Consider the following 19,643-nt stretch of genomic DNA (forward strand, 5'->3'; position numbering starts at 1 on the left):
AAGTTTGCTAAAAGCCTTATAAAAAAGATCGCGGAGGTGCCGGATATTGTTTAGAATGCGAAACAAGCTTAAAAGATTTGCATCTATATTTCTTTCATTCATTTTGCTGTTATCGCTTACTCCAATCAGCATAGCTGATGCTGATGAAGCTTCAGATATGTCTTCCATCGGCAAAGTTAATGGGGTTCAAAAAGAAGGCAGTGATGTTTATATTGATTTATCTACTGGAGAAGGTATTAAATTAAGCTTTCTGAAGGAAAATGTATTCAGGCTTCACCTGGACCCTAGTGGTGAATTTCCTGAATACCCGACACCCAATAAACCTGACCATTTGACCAAAATCATTGATAAGGATAAAAAGGAATACCAAAAAGAGTATGGTACCGTGCAAGTAAATATAGAAGAAGATTCCGATTTTTATAGAATAAATACCAAAGTGTTAGAACTAAAAATCTCTAAAACTGACTCAAAAATGAGTCTTTTAGACAAAAATAAAAACAAGAACATATGGAGTGAAAAGGAGCCGCTTTCTCTAGAAGCTAATAAAGGTGTACAGACGCTTAATACTAAAGATGATGAGTACTTTTTTGGTGGAGGACAGCAGAATGGCTATTACTCTCACAAAAATAATAAAATTAATATCGCCATCGGAGGCGGCTGGGATGCCGGTGCAGCATCTAGTCCGGTTCCATTTTACTTGAGCACCGAGGGCTATGGGGTTATGCGTAATACGTTTAAGCCGGGAGCCTATGACTTTTCTAAAACGGCAACCTTCTCACATCAGGAAAACAGATTTGACGCTTATTATTTTGTGGAAGACTCCATACCAGAAATTATCAATGAATATACCGAACTAACTGGAAAAGCAGCATTAATGCCAGAATATGCGTTTTATTTGGGGCATGCAGATTGCTTTAATGGGATCCACAATGGCCATAAAGATAAGAGAACGCTTCTTGGAAAGGGCTTGGATACTTTAAATCAATATGTTACAAAGGATATGCCGCTAGGCTGGTTTTTGCCGAATGACGGATATGGCTGCGGCTACGATGGTTTGGATAACCTAAAGAATTTTGTTGATGAATCAAATGCCAAGGATGTAGAGGTAGGTCTCTGGACACAAAGTAACCTATATCCAGACCCGAACCTTCCTGAGGACAGTCCATTACGAAGAGACCTTGACGGTGAAGTGAAAGCAGGAGTAAGGGCTATTAAAACGGATGTTGCATGGGTAGGACAGGGCTATTCCATGGCCCTTAATGCAACACGTCAAGCAGCCGAAGGGATCGAAAAGCAAGTGAACTCGGGTGGAGCGCGCCCGTTTGTTATTAGTCTGGATGGATGGGCAGGTACACAGCGTTACGCTACCCTTTGGTCAGGTGACCAGTATGGAGGGGAGTGGGAATACATTCGCATGCATATCCCAACTTACATTGGAGCGGGCTTATCCGGCAATCCGAATGTTGGATCGGATATGGATGGCATTTTCGGAGGCGATCCAGTCATCCAGACAAGAGATTTTCAATGGAAGGCTTTCTCGCCAATTCAAATTGATATGGATGGATGGGCGTCATCAGGAAACGATTACAGCAAATCCAAAAATCCATGGAATTATGGCGAACCGTATACTTCCATTAACCGTATGTATCTTAAAATGAAAGCCCAAATGATGCCATATATTTATACGATAGCAGAGGAATCAACTTCCAAATCAATGCCATCTGTACGGGGTATGATGCTCGAATACCCAGAAGATCCATACACCTATGGAACCGAAACGCAGTACCAATATATGTGGGGACCCAATTTGCTAATAGCGCCTGTCTACAATGAAAAGGATCACGCAGCAGGTGTAAGAAACGGGATCTACTTACCGGATTCTGAACAGATTTGGATTGATTATTTTACAGGTGAGCAGTATCAAGGAGGATCAGTTCTCAATAATTTTGATGCCCCATTGTGGAAGACACCTGTATTCGTAAAGAATGGTGCAATCATTCCGATGGCTCCCGAAAACAACTCAATTAGCGAGTTGGATGGATCTGAAAATCGAATTTTCGATGTTTATCCAGCTGGAAAATCAGAATTTACTCTATATGAGGATGATGGTAAATCCACTGAATATAAATCTGGGAAGAATACAAAAACCAAGATTCAGTCTGTAGCAGCAAATGATAAAGTAAAAATTACAGTTCACAAAGCCAAGGGGAAAGGCTACAAAGGAATGGTCAAGGAAAGAGGCACCGAATTCCTTGTTAATACTCGCAAACAGCCAAAATCATTATCCGTAAAGGTGGGCGGTAAGGACGTAAAACTTCATAGAGCGTTGACAGAGGAAGAATACAGCCAGTCAGAAAATGTTTATTTCTATAACGAAAGTCCAAATCTAAATAAATATTCAACAGAAGGCTCTGAGTTCGCCAATACAAAGGTGACTACCGCTCCGAAGTTATTTGTAAAGATTGGGAAAACGGATATAACAAAGAATCAAGTGATGCTTACGGTAAATGGATTTAACAACACGCAGGAGAAAGAAGTAACGGATACAGAAGTACCAGATGTGCCTTCTGGACTCGGAGCTGCAGATGAAAATATTACAGATAAAAGCATAAAACTTCACTGGAATAAGGTTGAAGGGGAAAATGTGTCCTATGACCTTAAAATTAATGGAATGGTATACAGAAATGTTCATTTAGAAAAAGAGGAAACAGAGAAGCCGTTTTTCGAGCACGATGGTCTAAACTTTGACACAGAATACAGATATAGTATCCGTGCAGTTAATACAAAGGGTGCATCAGACTGGAGTGACGAAATAACCGTAAAAACAAAGCTTGATCGATTCAGAAACGTTCCGAAGAATATGACAGCTAGTGCCTCGAGCAATCAGCCTGGGAGCGAAGCATCGAGAGCTGTAGACGGAGATGAGAAAACACAATGGCATACAGCTTGGGGTACAGGAAACGTTCTTCCTCATACGTTTGAGATTGATATGAAGCTTGCCTTTCAATTAGATAAGCTGGAGTATGTGCCTAGACCTGATGCAGGGAATGGAACAATTCTTAAATATGACTTGGATGTCAGCCTTGATGGTAAGACATATAAGAAGGTTATTACGGATGGAACCTTTATAAGGAGCAATGAGACAAAGACCATTCAATTCAACGAAGATGTAAGTGCACGTTATATAAAATTAACCATCAAGGATGCGGTAGGGAAATTTGGATCTGCACAGGAATTCAGGCCTTACAAAAAGGATAAAACAGAAGGGACTGTAGTCGGTGAAAACATTCCTAATGGTGCCATCGAAGAAGAGGACCTGCTCTTCTTTGCCAGTTATATGGGCGTGGACACCACCGATACCTCTTGGGATCAGGTATCCAAAGTTGATATTAACTATAATGGTGTGATTGATGCCTATGATTTAATGTTTGTAGCAGGACAGCTTGGTGAGACACAGCTGCAGCCTGCTAATCGTCCTGTAGCTGGACTGCTGAGCATTCGGCCAGATAAGCAGCAATTGAAAGCAGGTGAAGAGTTTACAGTCGAAGTTATCGGTGCAGGGCTGAAGGATATTAATGCTTTTAACCTTGAACTTGAGATAGATCCAAATAAGTATGATATCGTTACAGAGTGTAAGGGAGAAACTGGCTGCGGCGAAAGAATTGTCAATTCTTCTAACACTACCCAGGACATGCTGAATTTTTCGATACTGGCCGGGATCGGTAATGATAAGCAACGAATTATGGCTGCTTTTTCAAATAAAGGCTCACTAGATACACTGGAAGGCACATCTACTCTGGCCGCTATTAAGCTGAAAGCGAAGAAGGATTTGGAGTTTGATATTCCGATTACGAGATCTTTGCTTGTAAATACTAGTTTTGATACGATTGATAAAATCGGCCATGTTTTAAAGCCTGGAGAAGAGCCTGGCGAAGTCGAGCAGCCTGAAGAGCCGAAGGAACTGCTTTTGACAGCAAGGGATATCGTCGTATCTGGTGAAGCGGATAAAATGCAGGATGGAGCTGAGGCATTTCCTCGATTGATTGACGGTGAAATAAGTGAATCTTCCCTTGCTGAGCTGAAGTGGAGTATTACAGAAGCCGATGGTATTTCTCTTCCATTAGAAGTTGATTTCAGCTTTAATAATCCCAAAGAACTAACGAGATTTGAGATATTCAACAGACCGTTGTATACCAATGGGAAAATCAAAGTTCTCCGTGCAAAAGCTTATGATGAAGAGGGGAATGAATACGATTTGGGAGAAAAGGAAGTCCTCTCCACAGATAAATCTGTAACCTCCAATTTATATGAAAACACTCAAATTCCAGAGGGGAAAAAGCTTGCCAAAGTGAGAATCATTTTTGAAGAATCTCATAGCGGGCCGCTTATGCTTTCAGTTGCTGAGGTGAAATTCTGGGAAAAAAACAGCGCGTATCAAGGGGAATAATTAAGAGATTTGAAGAAATAAAAATGTTCACAGGCATCGATTTTTCAGAAAAAGCCCTTCTCAAACGAGAGGGGCTTTAACAATATCTGGACTTCGTAACGCTGGATTTTTCAATCGTTGCTGAATCAGATATTTTGAAAATCCATCGGGCTTGACCGAAAGCAGTGAGGATTTTGAATACTTTTAAAGAGAAAGGGTTAAGCTTTTGCAAAAAAATCTCAAAATTGTTCAAGAAAGTCTGTTTCAGCCTCATTTGAATTTTAGCGGCATTGTGGGCAGGCAAATTTAATTTCCTGTATATAAAGTAAGGAGCTTATAGGGATTTTATGCAAGTGGAGATAATTCCCTATCAGCACCTCCTCAATTAATTAATGCTGCAAGTGATGGAAGTAAAGCTGCTATGGGAGTAATAAGTGACTTAATTGATGAAGACTTTTAGGATGAATCAAGGCAATTTACCAAAATTGTAAAAGTGTATACGAGTAAAGGGGAATATTCAGGCGAATTACTTGAAAAATTAATGTCAATCGTGGATTATAGTTAAGTATGCTTTTTAAAATGTTAAATTATGGAGGAATTATGGATTCACAGATAAATACGAGAATAATAATGATTACGTTCATGATCGGTGCATTTTTTGCAATATTGAACGAAACGCTGCTGAATATCGCATTGACTGAATTGATGAATGTATTTAACGTCGATGCACCGACTGTTCAATGGATGGCAACTGGATTCATGCTTGTAATGGGTGTCTTGATGCCTATTTCTGCACTATTGATTCAATGGTTCACCACTAGACAGATGTTTATCGGGGTCATGACTATATTTTTGATCGGAACAATCATTGCAGCTTGTGCTATGAATTTTCCGATGCTGTTGACAGGCCGCATGACCCAAGCGGTTGGGACGGGGCTGTTAATACCCGTTATTATGAATGCATTACTTTTTATGTATCGTCCTGAGGTTCGTGGAAAAGTGATGGGGACGTTTGGCTTGGTCATCATGTTTGCACCTGCAATCGGGCCTACCTTATCTGGGGTGATCGTTGATTTATTAGGGTGGCGCTGGTTATTTATTTCCGTCATTCCTTTCGCGGTGTTTTCCATTCTGTTTGCGTTGAAATTTTTGCAAAACGTCGGGGAAGTTACACGTCCTAAAGTTGATATTTTTTCAATTATCCTGTCTTCAATCGGGATAGGGGGAATTGTTTATGGATTCAGCAGTGCTGGAGAAGAAGGTTTTTCATCTATAAGAATTCTTTCGATTATCTTTATCAGTTTACTCAGCCTGGTGGTATTTGTCCTGCGTCAATTGAAGCTGGAAGAGCCATTATTAGACGTTCGTGTCTTCAAATATAAAAATTATGCACTGGGTGTCAGTCTCTTTGTCATTGTCATCATGGCGATGTTCGCATCGGAAATCGTAATGCCTATGTATCTGCAAGGGCCACTCGGCTATTCTGCGAAGCTGGCAGGATTATTGCTTTTGCCAGGTGCGCTTTTGAATGGTTTAATGTCACCGGTGATGGGTACTTTATTTGATAAATTTGGACCTAGAAAATTGATGATCCCCGGGACAATCGTATTAGTCGGGGTCATGATATTCTTCAGCAATATCAGCCCTTCGATGCATATTTGGTCATTCATCCTTGTTTATATCATATTGATGCTGTCTATCTCAGCAATCATGATGCCTGCCCATACAAATGCGCTGAATGAATTGCCGAAGAAGTTATATCCTCATGGAACAGCAATCGGGAACACACTGCAGCCAATTGGAGGAGCACTAGGGGTTTCCGTTTTTGTAAGTATAATGAGTCAAGGCCAGAATAGCTATTTAGACAAGCAATCAGGGCCGATTACTGAGAAGGTAATGAATGAAGCGATGACTCAAGGTGTGCACCACGCTTATTGGTTTGCATTAGCTTTATGCATTGGGGCATTCTTCATTAGCTTATCCATCAAAAAAGCAGTCGCACCGGATTATGATCAAACTGAACTGGAAAATGATCATTAAAAACTAGAAATGGTATTTTAAAGAGAGCATTCCTTTTTGAGGGAATGCTCTTTTTTAACCAAAAAAGGCAGTATTTTAAGATGAACATGGATTTTAGAAAAAAGGAGCCTGCCCCCGGCTATATTAATGCCAAGAGGACAGGCTCCTTTTTTCTGAAAATAATTTATTATGCACTAATACGAACAACCTTACCTTCCTTACGCTTCTTGGCATACTCCGCAGTCGCCGTAAAAAGCACATCCGAAGAAGAGTTAAGTGCAGTTTCACAAGAGTCCTGCAGCACACCAATGATAAAACCAACACCAACGACTTGCATGGCAATATCATCCGGAATTCCGAATAAGCTTGAGGCTAAAGGAATGAGCAAGAGAGAGCCTCCTGCAACACCAGAAGCACCGGCAGCAGATACAGCTGCTAAGACACTAAGAATAAGGGCAGTACCGAAGTCCACTTGAATACCAAGTGTGTGTACAGCAGCAAGTGTTAAGACAGAGATCGTAACAGCAGCACCAGCCATGTTGATGGTCGCGCCTAATGGGACCGATACGGAATAAGTATCTTCATCTAACCCGAGTTTTTCACATAAGCTCATATTTACTGGAATGTTTGCCGCAGAGCTGCGAGTAAAGAATGCCGTTATTCCGCTTTCTCTTAAGCACCTTAAGACAAGTGGATATGGATTTCGGCGAATATTGATGAATACGACAATTGGATTCACAACAAGAGCGATAAAGAACATGCATCCGAGCAGAACGGCAAGCAATTTTCCGTAGTCAAGTAAAGCTGAAAGTCCATTTGTAACAATCGCTTCAAAAACAAGGCCCATGATTCCAAGTGGTGCAAAGCTTATCACCCATTTTACCAATTTAGAGATGGCATCTGAGAAGTTTTCCAGCAGGTTTTTTGTCGTATCCGCAGCACTTCTTAATGCAATGCCAAGAAGGATAGCCCATGTCAGAATGCCGATATAGTTTCCGTTTAATAGGGCATTGACCGGGTTGTCCACAATGTTAAAAAGTAATGTCTTAAGTACTTCTACGATCCCGCCAGGTGGAGTGACATCTTCCGCGCCTGGTGCAAGGGATAAGGTAACCGGAAAGATGAAGCTTGCCAAAACGGCAACAAATCCGGCCAGGAATGTGCTTAAACCATAAAGGGCTATAATCGATTTCATGTTCGTTTTATGACCGCTTCTATGTTTCGAGATGGCATGCATAACTAAGAACAAGACTAATACTGGTGCAACTGCCTTTAATGCACCTACAAATAAAGAACCAAATACTGAGACCCATTTTGCTGCATCAGGAATCGTTAAAGCCAAGACAATACCAATAATAATACCTACAAGTATTCGTTTTACCAGGCTTACTTGATTCCACTTGAGAAATGCGTTTTTCATAGAAATACCCTCCGAACTTTTTTATGATAAGTGCTTTATAAAAGAGAATATTATTGCATCACTGTTATTTAACAGTAATATTTGATATTTTAACACGAATATTATAAATTGTGTAACAAATTATTATATTGAAATATTTGTTAACTACCCGAAGGTGTCAGGATGAATTTCTCTGGAATCTTCGGTTTTTTGCATTGCATTGAGTGCCTGCGAAATTTTTCGTTCGACAAAAAAATATTCTTTTATCCAAAAGGAATAAGAGTTTCGCCATTGCCACAATCTAAAAAAAGTATTCACCGTTTACATAAAATGAAAAATGGGGTACACACCAATGACAGGAATTTTATTAGCCTTGGTTGCAGCGGTTTCGTGGGGCAGCATCGTATTTGTCAGCAATAAACTTGGCGGGGACGAAGACAGCCAAACACTTGGAACCACACTTGGTGCCTTGTTTTTTTCCATGGTGGTATATCTCTTTAAGAGACCGGATATGCCGAATGCCGTGTGGGCAGTTGGATTTATATCAGGTTTATTTTGGTCGGTTGGACAGAAAAATCAGTTTGGAGCTGTCCGTTATTTGGGGGTTGCCAAGACTGGGCCGATGTCTACCGGCTTACAGCTGATTGGGACAACCTTTTTTGGCGTTTTTATTTTTAAGGAATGGCAAACCACGATGAGCATAATTATAGGAATCTCTTCACTGGTTTGCATTATCGCGGGTGCAGTGCTGACCTCGCTCAATCAGGGAGACGAAAAGGATCAGGGAAAAAGTCTCAAGAAAGGGCTTCTCGTCTTGCTGCTATCGACTGCTGGCTTTGTTGGATATGTGGTGTTAATTCGCTGGTTTAATATCGACGGATGGGCAGCGATCCTCCCGCAGGCGATCGGGATGGTTACCGGTGCTTTCCTTATTACGTTGCGTCATAGGCCTTATAACAAATATGCGGTTCGCAATATGGTAACAGGACTTATTTGGAGTACAGGAAATCTGGGTCTGTTGCTGGCATTGCCATTAGTTGGGGTGGCCACGAGTTTTTCACTTTCACAAACAGGCATTGTCATCTCGACCATTGGAGGGCTTTTCTTTTTAAATGAGCGCAAAAGCAAAAAGCAGGTCATTATGGTCCTGCTTGGATGTTTGTTCATTATCGCAGGCGGAGTTTTGTTAGGTTTTACGAAAAGATAAGGGAGTGGTCTTATGTATCCAAGTCTTGAAGGGAAAGTCGTAATCATTACAGGCGGTGCCACTGGACTGGGAAAGGCGATGGCTGAGAGATTCGGTGCCGAAAAAGCAAAAGTTGTCATAAATTATTTCAAAGAAGACCAGGAAGTAAAGGGCATTATTGAAACTATTGAGAAAGCTGGAGGAAGTGCGATTGCCATCCAGGGCGATGTCACCAAGGAAGAGGATATAAAAAGGATGATCCATCATGCTGTCAAAACATTCGGTTCGCTGGATGTGATGATCAATAATGCTGGCATTGAAAACGAAGTTCCTTCTGAAGATCTGACCCTCGAGGATTGGAACAAAGTTATTTCCACAAACCTTACAGGGCAGTTCTTAGGGTGCAGAGAAGCAATTGATTACATGCTCGAGCATAAAATAAAAGGCTCTATTATAAATATGTCGTCCGTACATCAGGAAATCCCCTGGCCGCATTTTGTCCATTATGCAGCAAGCAAAGGCGGCGTCAAGCTGATGACGGAGACGCTCGCATTAGAGTTCGCACCACATGGAATTCGAGTGAATTGTATTGCTCCGGGTGCCATTGATACGCCGATCAATGCTGAAAAATTCGCTGATCCCGAATTAAAGAAGGGTGTCATTGAGCTTATTCCGATGGGCTATATTGGCGAACCGGAAGAAATTGCAGCATGTGCTGTGTGGCTAGCTTCAACTGAAGCCAGTTATGTTACCGGACTTACGCTATACGCTGATGGAGGTATGACCCAATATCCAGGATTTCAGGCAGGGAAGGGGTAGGATATTTTTTATCACCTAGTTAATATAAATAGAAACATAAAAGGCCTGACCCTATTTTTTTGGAGGGAAGGGCCTTTTTCATCTAATAGAGCAGGTTTTTACTAGTAGTTGTCGAAATAAGAATCGACTACCATGACATTTATTATTATAAAGACAAATATTTTTATCAATCACTAGGAGGTAATGATGGGTAGGTTAGTTCATTTCGAAGTTCATGTGGATGAAATGGAACGGGCAAAAAAGTTTTATGGAGAGGTATTCGGATGGTCATTTCAAGATTGGAGTGATTATGCAGGAATGCCTTACTATGGAGCAGTGACTGGCGATGAGAATGAACCTGGTATCAATGGTGCTTTGATGCAGCGGCAAAGTCCTCCACCGGAAGCTAACCAAGCTTTAAATGGATTTGCTTGTACAATGGGAGTGGACGATTACGATTCAACCGAAGCTAAAATTCTTGAGAATGGCGGAAAAGTCGCTATGCCTAAATATGCTCTGCCAGGAATGGCGTGGCAAGGATACTATATTGATACAGAAGGCAATATATTCGGCATTCATCAGCCAGATGCGAACGCAAAATAGAATTGGTGACAGGTGGAAGCAAGAAATCACAGCAAGGTATGCTTGAAACGGGCAAGATTTCATCGGTCTGAATTAAGACGCTTATGTAAGCGCTGAATCGAAGAATTGGAATTAAGGTGCCTGTCCACAGATACCCGAAAGGTTAGTGACTGAGGGGACAGGCATTTTCCGCTCATGCTTGATTAAGTTCGAAGCAAAAAAAGTAGTAGAAGGAAAAATTGTTCTTAAAAGTTATTGACAATGAAGAATAAAAGTTATATTATTATCTTGAATTCAAGATATTTTATTTCGAGATATATTCTTCTTTGAGTCTATACTAGTCAATTTGGCAAACAGAATTTATTAAGGTAAATTCTTCAAGGAAACAGTAAGGATAGACCCAAAATTAGCTCGAATTTTTTTAAAATAATATCTCGAATTCAAGATAATATTAAATATAGGAGGAAAAAAATGTTGAGTCTTGGTTTGCTACTTATACGTTTGGTTATTGGTATTTTATTTATTGGTCATGGAGCTCAGAAATTATTTGGTTGGTTCGGGGGCTACGGATTAAAAGGGACAGGAGGCTGGTTTGACTCTATTGGCATGAAACCAGGTGTAACGATGGCTCTTTTCGCGGGACTGGCAGAGCTGATAGGTGGAATTTTGTTTGCCCTAGGGCTTCTTACCCCTCTGGCAGGAATTATGATTGCAGGAACTATGGTAATGGCAATCGTAAAAGTGCACTTTTCAAATGGATTATGGGCCACTTCAAATGGCTATGAATATAACTTAACCTTATTGGCAGTTGCAATTGGTGTTGCTTTAACTGGTCCGGGTCTTTATAGTTTCGATGCTTTTTTATTCTAAAATATCTCGAATTCAAGATAGTGTAAAAAGGAATATGGGCAAGGTGACTGCTTTTATTCAATTGGTAAAAAAACAGTTGGTTAGCAAGTAACTTTCAGGGCATTCAATAAAAAGGAAGAACCCAATCTCTCGTCAGTGAGTTTGTCACCTTAATTTAGAAAATAATAAATTTGAAATATCAAGGAGTTGATAAAAAATGGATAAAAAAACAATGGGGATTCATCATATCACTGCAATCGTAGGCCATCCTCAGGAAAATGCAGACTTCTATGCAGGAATTTTGGGTTTACGTTTAATCAAGCAAACGGTCAATTTTGATGATCCAGGAACTTATCATCTTTACTTTGGTAATGAAGGAGGAAAACCAGGAACAATCATTACATTCTTTCCATGGGCGGGTGCTTCCCAAGGGGTTATTGGAGATGGTCAAGTAGGAGTAACTTCGTACGTTGTTCCATCAGGCGCAACGAAATTTTGGGAGGAGAGACTTGAAAAATTCAACGTTCCTTATACCAAAATGGAACGTTTTGGGGAGCAGTATTTGGAATTTGATGACCCTCATGGACTTCACTTAGAGATCGTAGAAAGAGAAACAGGGGAAGTAAATACATGGACGTTTGGCGAGATAACCCCTGGAGTTGCTATCAAAGGATTCGGAGGAGCCACTCTCTTATCAGCTCAGCCTGCCAAAACTGCTGAACTGCTGGAAGGAATTATGGGACTAGAAGTGGTTAGCCAGGAAGGGGACTTTATCCGTTACCGTTCTTCTGCCGATATTGGGAATATCATCGACCTTAAATTAACTTCAATTGGCCGTGGACATATGGGTGTAGGAACCGTACATCATATTGCCTGGAGGGCAATGGATGATCAAGATCAGCTGGATTGGCAAAAGCTTGTTGCGGAGAATGGGTATAGGGTCACACCTGTACAAGACAGGAACTATTTTAATGCGATTTATTTTAGAGAACATGGTGAGATCTTATTTGAAATCGCAACTGACACTCCAGGATTCGCCCATGATGAATCTCAAGAAACAATGGGGGAAAAATTAATGCTTCCAGGACAATATGAACCGCATAGAAATCAGATCGAACGAAGTCTGCTTCCATTTGAAGTGAGAGAATTAGACTAAAAGGAGTGAGTTTTTTGCTTTCAATCGACCCGTCTAAAATGTCCGAAAGAGAGAATTACAAATTCTTAATTGGAAGCATTATCCCAAGACCCATCGCTTTTGTAACATCCCTTTCGGAAGAAGGAATTTTAAATGGTGCCCCCTTTAGCTATTTTAATATCGTTTCCTCCAATCCTCCTATGATTTCTTTGTCGATACAGCGGTCAGAGGGAAAAGAAAAGGATACTGCCAGGAATATAAAGAACCTAAAGGAATTTGTCGTTCACATTGTGGATGAGCAAAATGTTGAACAGGCAAATCAAACAGCTGCAAATCTGCCTTCTGATAAAAGTGAGATTGAACTGGCTAATCTCACTCCAATGGATAGCTTGAAAACTCGTGTACCTGGTGTGCGGGAAGCGAAGATAAGAATGGAATGTACATTAGAACATTCGGTGGAATTAGGAGGAGTTGATTCGCCAGGATGTGATCTAATTGTTGGAAAAGTGGTCCAATATCACATTGAAGATGCACTTTATGATAAAGGAAGAATCGATCCAATGGGGCTGGCTGCTGTAAGCCGATTAGCAGGTTCAAACTATGCCAAGATTGGCGAGATTTTTTCCATCGAGAGACCAAAATAGCTTATGACAATAGGAGGGGATTGAATTGCAAAAAACCGCTGGATTTCACCATATCTCCGCAATGGTTAACGATGCACAGAAAACGATTGATTTTTATGCTGGGGTACTTGGTTTAAGGCTCGTTAAAAAAACGATTAATTTTGATCGTCCTGAAGTGTACCACCTCTATTTTGGAAATGAAACGGGTCAACCTGGTACGGTTATCACTTTTTTTCCATGGGCGAAACAGCTTAAAGGTCGAATTGGTACAGGTCAGGTAGGTGTAACTGGCTATATTATTCCAAAGGGGTCCACTGAGTTTTGGGAAAACCGTTTGCAGAAATTCGACATTGAATATGAGTCAGCTGTCCGATTTTATGAGCGGTATTTAAAGTTTGCGGATCCTGATGGACTGGAACTCGAATTGATTGAGCGCCAGGAAGGACCAATAAATAATTGGAGCTTTGGCGGTATCCAACCAGAGTATGCCATTAAAGGGTCTGGCGGTGCTACTCTCATTTCAGCCCAGCCAAATAAAACAGCTGATGTGCTTGAAAATATTCCTGGCTGGAATCCAAGCGGGAAGAGTTAAATGACACTTTGCCGCCCGTTGCAGTTCGTGTTTTGGAGGAAGATAAGGATAGAGGTCATCAACTAACAGCAGAGGAAGTGGAAGCTGCTGCACAAATTTTTTGGAGGTTTAAGTTGGATATGTTCAAAAGTGAATTAGGGGCATTTATTATACGTATTACTCTTGGAGTATTATTTTTCATACACGGTTTAGTAAAATTCCAAGGTGGAATAGAAAATATTGTTGGATGGTTTGAAAGTATTGGATTACCAGGTTTTATGGCATATGCAGTTGCTTTGATTGAATTGGCTGGAGGTTTAGCATTAATTCTTGGTTTAGCAACAAGACTCGTTTCTGCTTTGTTCGCAATCATCATGATTGGAGCGACGCTTAAGATTAAACTTTCAATTGGATTATTGGGTAATGGTCAGATGGCAGGATACGAATTAGACTTAGCTCTGTTTGCAATGGCCATTTACCTTGCCATTAATGGAAGCAATCTATTGTCAGCAGGTCAATTCATCTTTCACAAAGATTCAAGCGAACTAAAAAAAGCTGCATAAAGTGGAATGTCATCTTTATTATATAGAAACAATAGGGGGTGTATGACAATGGGTTTTCTATCCAAATTATTTGGAAATTCATCTATAAAGGAGACAAAGGCTATGTCAAATGTAAAATTAGCAGTCATTTATTACAGTATGGGTGGAACAAATTACCAGCTGGCAAAATGGGCTGAAGAAGGTGCGAAAGAAGCAGGTGCTGAAGTAAAAGTAGTAAAGGTTCCAGAACTTGCCCCTCAATCGGCTATTGAAGGAAATCCAATTTGGAAGGCCCACGTGGAAGCGACTAAAGATGTACCAGAAGTCAAATTAGATGACCTGGAATGGGCAGATGCCATAATTTTCAGCGTACCAACACGATTTGGAAACATGCCATCCCAAATGAAGCAATTCCTTGATACGACTGGGGGCCTCTGGTTTAATGGGAAGCTTGTGAATAAAGTAGTAAGTGCCATGACATCTGCTCAAAACCCACATGGTGGACAAGAGGCAACAATTTTATCACTTTATACATCGATGTATCATTGGGGCGCTATCGTCGCAGCTCCTGGTTATACAGATCCTGTTACATTTGGTGCAGGCGGAAACCCATATGGAACAAGCGTCACTGTCGATCAAGACGGTAAAATGATTGAAGACGTTCAAGCGGCGGTCAAACACCAGGCGAAGCGGACTGTAACTGTGGCTGAATGGGTGAAAAAAGGAAATCAATAAAAAATAATTGAAGCAACGCTTAAAGGGCGTTGCTTCTTTGTTAGAATTAGCCTTCCTCTTAAAGGGCATATATTCAATTAGTTTCGCTTTTCTCGTGCCCCAAAAGGCTTTGTTTAGGTTATACGTTTTATGATGATAAAGCTGGTCCGAGAAATCGTGGAAGAGAAATCCATTTACTAAATCATCTTGAAGGATAAGGATATAAAAAAGCTTGAATTAAAACTATACATAAGACACAATTGAAAATAAATCGTGATGTGAAGCTAGAGAAACATGAAAATATCGTGACACTTCTTACAGAAAAGGAAAATGCACCATTTACATTTCCACATATAAGATTGCTGCGTTGTTATTTGCTTTTATTGTTACAAAACATAAGCATTTAATGGAAATGTTCTGTAAAAGACAGTACTATTGAAGCTGGCAGGCTTGTAAAAACAATTATCCAGTGTAAATGAGTATGGGAGCAACTAGGTGAGTTCATGAAGAGATATAGGCTAAAGAATAATTTTAAAGGTTTAAAAAAGGGAACACAATTCTATTTGATTGCCGAATCTGAATTTATAGGGATCAAAGATTTTGTTTTACGAACTAAAGACTTATCGATCAGAATATCAATTAATGAAAAGGAACTGCATAAGAACTTTACTTTATTGAATTAATAAAATCCTATAGAATTACGGTTGTCTGTCCCCCATTGTGCTAAAGCAATGGGGGGAGGCACTTATTTTTAGTTTGTACAAAAAACAAAACGATCAAATGATTGCTCATTTCCATAGTTTACTATTTAAATATGCCTGTGGCAGCAATTTTGAAAAACTTTTTACGAAAGTTAATAATAATAACCACCGTAAATGTGACATGTGCCAACGGCCAAAAGCGTCACGCTAATCGTATAGCGAATAAACGAAGTGCCGATTTCTATTAAATAGAGGTTGCCATTATTTTTATTTTATAGGAGTAATCTTCTATAGACAGGTCAATCTTGGTTTTATAATCATTAAATTCATCATTATAGGTGACTATATCAATTGAGGCAATTTCATTTATTTTTACCGGTTTGGAACAGCGTGTTGACCATGAATTCTTCTCTTTTCTCTTATTCTCCTCCTGGCCAGTTTCTTCAGCTTTGCTTTTGGTTGATACATAGCCTGTTTCACTGCATGCAGCAAGAAGCAATGCAGACAGCACTCAACTGATAACATTTTAGCCAATTTAAACTTGGTAATTTTCGCGTAAAAATCACTTTTTTATCTTTTGTAAAAAAAGTTCATGCAGAAATTCTCATTACCTGCTGTAAAGCCCATTTCAAAAAGTTCTTCGAAGTAAAGCTCCTCTAGTTTTTTATTCAAAATGCAGTAGAAATAAGCGATCGGTTTCGCAACAAAACTCGATTTCATTTTTCGGATCAGCTGCTTAAAAGAATGGATGGCTGTATCCAGTAGCTGATGCTGATCGCGATTGTTCCTGTATGCGGCAATCTTGGTCATTCTCCAAAATTCTTCAATGTTCTTTCCTTCTGGGAAAAAGTACTTCACAATATCCACGAAAGATTTGGGAACACGATCACTTGTAAAAGTGTAGTCCAGCCCGGTTTCGTTACGTTTAGTATTCTCTTGATTTTTAATAGCTTTAGAAAGATTACTAGTTTTATTATGGTGGTCCATTTTTTCTTCCTTTGGTGGTTCACTCTTGGGAAAACGATTGAAAACATAAAGGTTGCTGGATTGGGATCCGTTTTTTCGTTCTGTTTCATGGACTGTGAAAATGCCTAGCTCTGCAGCTTTGGCGATCATTCTTTTAAAAGTGGAACGGGAAATGCCGTTGCCGTTGTAATCTTCGTGGATTGCTTTTAAAACGGTTCCGATCTTTGCATTGGACACTCCAGGAATCTTGGCTGCAAATCGGGCCAGCCTTTTTAAACCAACAAGCTCGCCTTTTGAGAAATTATCCTTATGTAAAGCAAGCCACATTTCTAAATGTGTATTAAACTCCTGAAGATTTCTAAACTGGGAAAACCCTCCAAATTGATCAACATTGCCTGCTTTTAAATTCATATAAATGCACCGCCCTTTCACCTTCTATATACAGTTGAGGGGAGGAAAAGGTCAGGGTGGTTTTTGCGGGATTGTGTCGAAATGGTGAACATTAATTTGGGCCAGTTTCATTCCAGGGGAGGCCGATGGATGGAAGGACAAACTTGAATAACGCAAAATAAAAAATCCGGCCAAATAATGGCCGGACCTAAAGGGGTAAAGAAAAAGGGCTGTATAATGTTTCGGTACAAATCTTATTGTAATGCGTAAATATTAACAAACTATGAACAAGATAAATCTAAACTATTAAAAATAAATCCTATCTAAATACGTTGAGAAATTGTTCCTTTAGAATAAGGAGCCTTTCACCGTGTGCATTAAAACGTTAGTGATAAAGCGGAAGGAATACGGGTAAAGAGGGAAGAAGATAGTGGAGCATAATCCTGGTGGATTAAAGGTGGCTGAGGATAGAAGGACTATAAATAACCAGTTGCAATTTTTAGCATGTTTAGGTGCATAGAAAAAGGGCAGCACACAGGCGAAAGGCTGATTCTAGCTAAAATAAAAAACATCCCCTATTTCAACTATGGAAATAAGGGGTGCTTGTAGTTATTCATAAGTCTATTCAACCGTTTCATTTTTATTTCTATTTTTTACTAAAAACGCTGCAGTAATCCAGGCAGTGACCGGAATAACCAGCGTTACCCCAATTCCTGCACAAAGGATCGTGATCATCTCAGCACTAAAGATCTTTGAATTAACGATTTCTCCGGCAGAATAGGATAGATCTTTAAACCAAATAAGCAGTGCCAGGTATCCGCCAAAGAAAGCAAAAAATAACGTGTTCGTACTTGTTCCCAAGATATCCTTTCCAATGTTTAAGCCAGCTTGAAATAAGTCTTTCCTGCTGATGTCTGGATGATGATAATGGATTTCCCGCATCGGAGAGGAGATGGCCATCGCAGCATCTGTGATGGCTCCGATTGTACTCATGATGATGACAGAAGCGGCAATTTTAACAAAATCGACTCCAATATAAAGGGAAAACACACTCAGTTCTTCTACTTCCTCTTCACCAAATCCCTGGATCATCGCCTTCTCTGTAACAAGGACAATAAACATGATTAAGATTACAATGGTGATGATCGAAGACATAAATGCTGTTTTGGTCTTAATGTTCACTTCGTTTATATAAAAAAGATTGATACAGCTAATCACAGCACATGCAATCAAAGTGACGATAATCGGATTGATATTAGGGTCGTTCATAAAAAAGAGGACAAAAATAATCATGCCAAAGTTAAAGAAGATAGCAAAAAAGGATCTTGCTCCTTTTTTTCCGCCGATTAGGGTCATCAAAAAAAATAATATGGCAGCCAGCAAAACTAATGCATTCATGCTCTTGCCCTCTTTCTATTAATAAAAAATATAGAAATATAAAGACCGATCGGAATGGTTAGTACGATTCCGATACCGCCAGCAAGCGCCCGGGCTAATTCCAATGAAAGGTTCATGGATAGTGTAAACCCTAATGGTGAATCATTCTTTATATACAAAATAAGCATAGGAATGGAACCGCTTATGTAGGCAAAAAACAAGATATTTGTCATGGTGCCCATAATATCTTTGCCAACCTCCATTCCAGAACGCTTAAGTGCTTTTACCGGAATGTTATGATTCTTTTCATACAAGCTAAACAGGGAAGAAGACATGGTAATGGCTACATCCATAACAGCTCCCAAAGATCCGATAAATAATCCTGCTAAAAAAACCATTTGATAGGGGCGTGTGATAAATTGCAGCTCTTCATATCTAAGACCCTTTCCAGAGGTTACCCAAATGACAAGATAGGTTACCAACAGCGAAATAAATGTAGCCAGTAAGGTTGCAGCAATGGCTGAATAGGTCTTTTCATTAAAACCATTTACGAGCAGCAAGGAAAGGACAGTAAATAAAATAACCGCTACACTGCATATAAGTAAGAGGCTTGTTTCAGGATTATCCAGATAAACATCCAATGCATATGAGAGGAGTAGTGCATTGACTGCCAAACTTATAATCGAAAACAGTCCTTGTTTTTTTCCAACAAGGAGCAGTATCAGGATAAAAATCCATCCTACAATTAGTATGTAATGATCCCGTTTAAGGTCTATTATCGTTCCAGTTAAACCTGTCCCATCTTCTTTATTCTTGCTTATTGAAACAAATAATTTCTGACCTGCATGAAATTCCTGGTCATAAGCTTTAGATGCAGAATACTGATTTTTTAGATGAATCAGCTGGCCTATTTTTTCTCCATTCTTTAATTCGGCTTTTAAATGCTGCTCATATAGCCGGTCCTTATTATCGTATATATCTGTTACCTCTTCCGAATGAACCAGGTCAACTTCCATAACTTCAGCAATTGGCCGGTCATAGAAAGATTCATTGTGATTTACAAACATAACCGAGGCTGCAATACAAAATGCCAGGAAAATGTACAAAATGAATTGATGGTAAGGTATTTTCTTTATATTTTTCAAAACAAACCTCCGAGTATTGAAAATGCAACCTGCTTTACTTAAGACCATTTCGCAGGTCCATTGCAACGGACTAAGAATAACAGGAACATTTTCAAGCAGTCAAGATAATTCACTGCGGTTTTTCAAGTTGTGACTTCTGATGCAGGTTAGTTAAAACCAAAGATATAGAAGCATCACTGGAAATTATTTGTCTATATGGACAACCATACCACATGAAAAT

The 19,643-nt window shown here is 39.8% G+C and carries 15 protein-coding genes and 1 pseudogene; 11 read left to right on the forward strand and 5 right to left on the reverse strand.

Going from position 1 to position 19,643, the window contains the following annotated elements; translation table 11 throughout:
* Positions 1-55 precede the first annotated feature (55 nt).
* Positions 56-4,447, forward strand: coding sequence for a discoidin domain-containing protein (locus tag DFO73_RS16995; protein WP_258309556.1), 4,392 nt, complete (start codon positions 56-58; stop codon positions 4,445-4,447).
* A gap of 579 nt (positions 4,448-5,026) precedes the next feature.
* Positions 5,027-6,466: an MDR family MFS transporter gene (locus DFO73_RS17010; RefSeq protein ID WP_110065912.1), complete on the forward strand. Its 1,440-nt coding sequence runs from the start codon at positions 5,027-5,029 to the stop codon at positions 6,464-6,466.
* Positions 6,467-6,632: 166 nt separating this feature from the next.
* Here DFO73_RS17010 and sstT read toward each other — a convergent pair whose 3' ends face one another.
* On the reverse strand, positions 6,633-7,865 hold the full coding sequence (gene sstT / locus DFO73_RS17015; RefSeq protein ID WP_110065913.1) for a serine/threonine transporter SstT: 1,233 nt from the start codon (positions 7,863-7,865) through the stop codon (positions 6,633-6,635).
* A gap of 331 nt (positions 7,866-8,196) precedes the next feature.
* Here sstT and DFO73_RS17020 point away from each other — a divergent pair, with 331 nt between their 5' ends.
* The 9 genes and pseudogenes from DFO73_RS17020 (at position 8,197) to wrbA (ending at position 14,865) form a co-directional block, all read left to right on the forward strand.
* A complete protein-coding gene (locus tag DFO73_RS17020) occupies positions 8,197-9,051 on the forward strand; it encodes a GRP family sugar transporter (protein ID WP_110065914.1) in 855 nt (284 codons plus the stop codon).
* A gap of 12 nt (positions 9,052-9,063) precedes the next feature.
* A complete protein-coding gene (locus DFO73_RS17025) occupies positions 9,064-9,849 on the forward strand; it encodes a glucose-1-dehydrogenase (RefSeq protein WP_110065915.1) in 786 nt (261 codons plus the stop codon).
* A gap of 186 nt (positions 9,850-10,035) precedes the next feature.
* Complete coding sequence (locus tag DFO73_RS17030) at positions 10,036-10,431, forward strand: VOC family protein (protein ID WP_110065916.1); 396 nt, start codon at positions 10,036-10,038, stop codon at positions 10,429-10,431.
* A 450-nt stretch (positions 10,432-10,881) separates the two neighbouring features.
* Positions 10,882-11,280 (forward strand): DoxX family protein, encoded by a 399-nt coding sequence (locus tag DFO73_RS17035; protein WP_110065917.1) that lies wholly within the window; start codon positions 10,882-10,884, stop codon positions 11,278-11,280.
* Between the two features lie 196 nt (positions 11,281-11,476).
* Positions 11,477-12,415: a ring-cleaving dioxygenase gene (locus DFO73_RS17040; RefSeq protein WP_110065918.1), complete on the forward strand. Its 939-nt coding sequence runs from the start codon at positions 11,477-11,479 to the stop codon at positions 12,413-12,415.
* Between the two features lie 14 nt (positions 12,416-12,429).
* On the forward strand, positions 12,430-13,038 hold the full coding sequence (locus DFO73_RS17045) for a flavin reductase family protein (RefSeq protein ID WP_110065919.1): 609 nt from the start codon (positions 12,430-12,432) through the stop codon (positions 13,036-13,038).
* Between the two features lie 25 nt (positions 13,039-13,063).
* Positions 13,064-13,603, forward strand: a pseudogene (locus DFO73_RS17050) (VOC family protein); the annotation flags it as partial.
* A 125-nt stretch (positions 13,604-13,728) separates the two neighbouring features.
* Complete coding sequence (locus tag DFO73_RS17055) at positions 13,729-14,151, forward strand: DoxX family protein (protein ID WP_110066027.1); 423 nt, start codon at positions 13,729-13,731, stop codon at positions 14,149-14,151.
* 102 nt (positions 14,152-14,253) lie between these two features.
* A complete protein-coding gene (wrbA, locus tag DFO73_RS17060) occupies positions 14,254-14,865 on the forward strand; it encodes an NAD(P)H:quinone oxidoreductase (RefSeq protein WP_110066028.1) in 612 nt (203 codons plus the stop codon).
* 924 nt (positions 14,866-15,789) lie between these two features.
* Here wrbA and DFO73_RS17070 read toward each other — a convergent pair.
* The 4 genes from DFO73_RS17070 to DFO73_RS17085 form a co-directional block, all read right to left on the reverse strand.
* The gene (locus DFO73_RS17070) at positions 15,790-16,056 is read right to left on the reverse strand and encodes a hypothetical protein (RefSeq protein WP_142669533.1); all 267 of its coding nucleotides are present in this window, start codon (positions 16,054-16,056) and stop codon (positions 15,790-15,792) included.
* A 59-nt stretch (positions 16,057-16,115) separates the two neighbouring features.
* Entirely contained in the window at positions 16,116-16,922 is an 807-nt protein-coding gene (locus tag DFO73_RS17075; protein ID WP_110065923.1) for a hypothetical protein, read from the reverse strand.
* Between the two features lie 600 nt (positions 16,923-17,522).
* The gene (locus DFO73_RS17080) at positions 17,523-18,299 is read right to left on the reverse strand and encodes a YibE/F family protein (protein WP_110065924.1); all 777 of its coding nucleotides are present in this window, start codon (positions 18,297-18,299) and stop codon (positions 17,523-17,525) included.
* On the reverse strand, positions 18,296-19,414 hold the full coding sequence (locus tag DFO73_RS17085) for a YibE/F family protein (protein ID WP_258309558.1): 1,119 nt from the start codon (positions 19,412-19,414) through the stop codon (positions 18,296-18,298). The genes DFO73_RS17080 and DFO73_RS17085 overlap by 4 nt, the downstream gene beginning before the upstream one ends.
* Positions 19,415-19,643 lie beyond the last annotated feature (229 nt).

Origin of the sequence: Cytobacillus oceanisediminis (assembly GCF_003182355.1) — a bacterium.
Classification (GTDB): domain Bacteria; phylum Bacillota; class Bacilli; order Bacillales; family Cytobacillaceae; genus Cytobacillus; species Cytobacillus oceanisediminis_A.

Excerpts from the sequence above, each read along its gene's own strand:
- DFO73_RS17080 (WP_110065924.1), bottom strand. The coding sequence starts at position 18,299 with ATGAATGCATTAGTTTTGCTGGCTGCCATATTATTTTTTTTGATGACC.
- DFO73_RS17035 (WP_110065917.1), top strand. The coding sequence starts at position 10,882 with ATGTTGAGTCTTGGTTTGCTACTTATACGTTTGGTTATTGGTATTTTA.
- DFO73_RS17025 (WP_110065915.1), top strand. The coding sequence starts at position 9,064 with ATGTATCCAAGTCTTGAAGGGAAAGTCGTAATCATTACAGGCGGTGCC.
- DFO73_RS17055 (WP_110066027.1), top strand. The coding sequence starts at position 13,729 with ATGTTCAAAAGTGAATTAGGGGCATTTATTATACGTATTACTCTTGGA.
- DFO73_RS17075 (WP_110065923.1), bottom strand. The coding sequence starts at position 16,922 with ATGAATTTAAAAGCAGGCAATGTTGATCAATTTGGAGGGTTTTCCCAG.
- DFO73_RS17030 (WP_110065916.1), top strand. The coding sequence starts at position 10,036 with ATGGGTAGGTTAGTTCATTTCGAAGTTCATGTGGATGAAATGGAACGG.
- DFO73_RS17020 (WP_110065914.1), top strand. The coding sequence starts at position 8,197 with ATGACAGGAATTTTATTAGCCTTGGTTGCAGCGGTTTCGTGGGGCAGC.
- DFO73_RS16995 (WP_258309556.1), top strand. The coding sequence starts at position 56 with ATGCGAAACAAGCTTAAAAGATTTGCATCTATATTTCTTTCATTCATT.
- wrbA (WP_110066028.1), top strand. The coding sequence starts at position 14,254 with ATGTCAAATGTAAAATTAGCAGTCATTTATTACAGTATGGGTGGAACA.
- DFO73_RS17010 (WP_110065912.1), top strand. The coding sequence starts at position 5,027 with ATGGATTCACAGATAAATACGAGAATAATAATGATTACGTTCATGATC.
- sstT (WP_110065913.1), bottom strand. The coding sequence starts at position 7,865 with ATGAAAAACGCATTTCTCAAGTGGAATCAAGTAAGCCTGGTAAAACGA.
- DFO73_RS17040 (WP_110065918.1), top strand. The coding sequence starts at position 11,477 with ATGGATAAAAAAACAATGGGGATTCATCATATCACTGCAATCGTAGGC.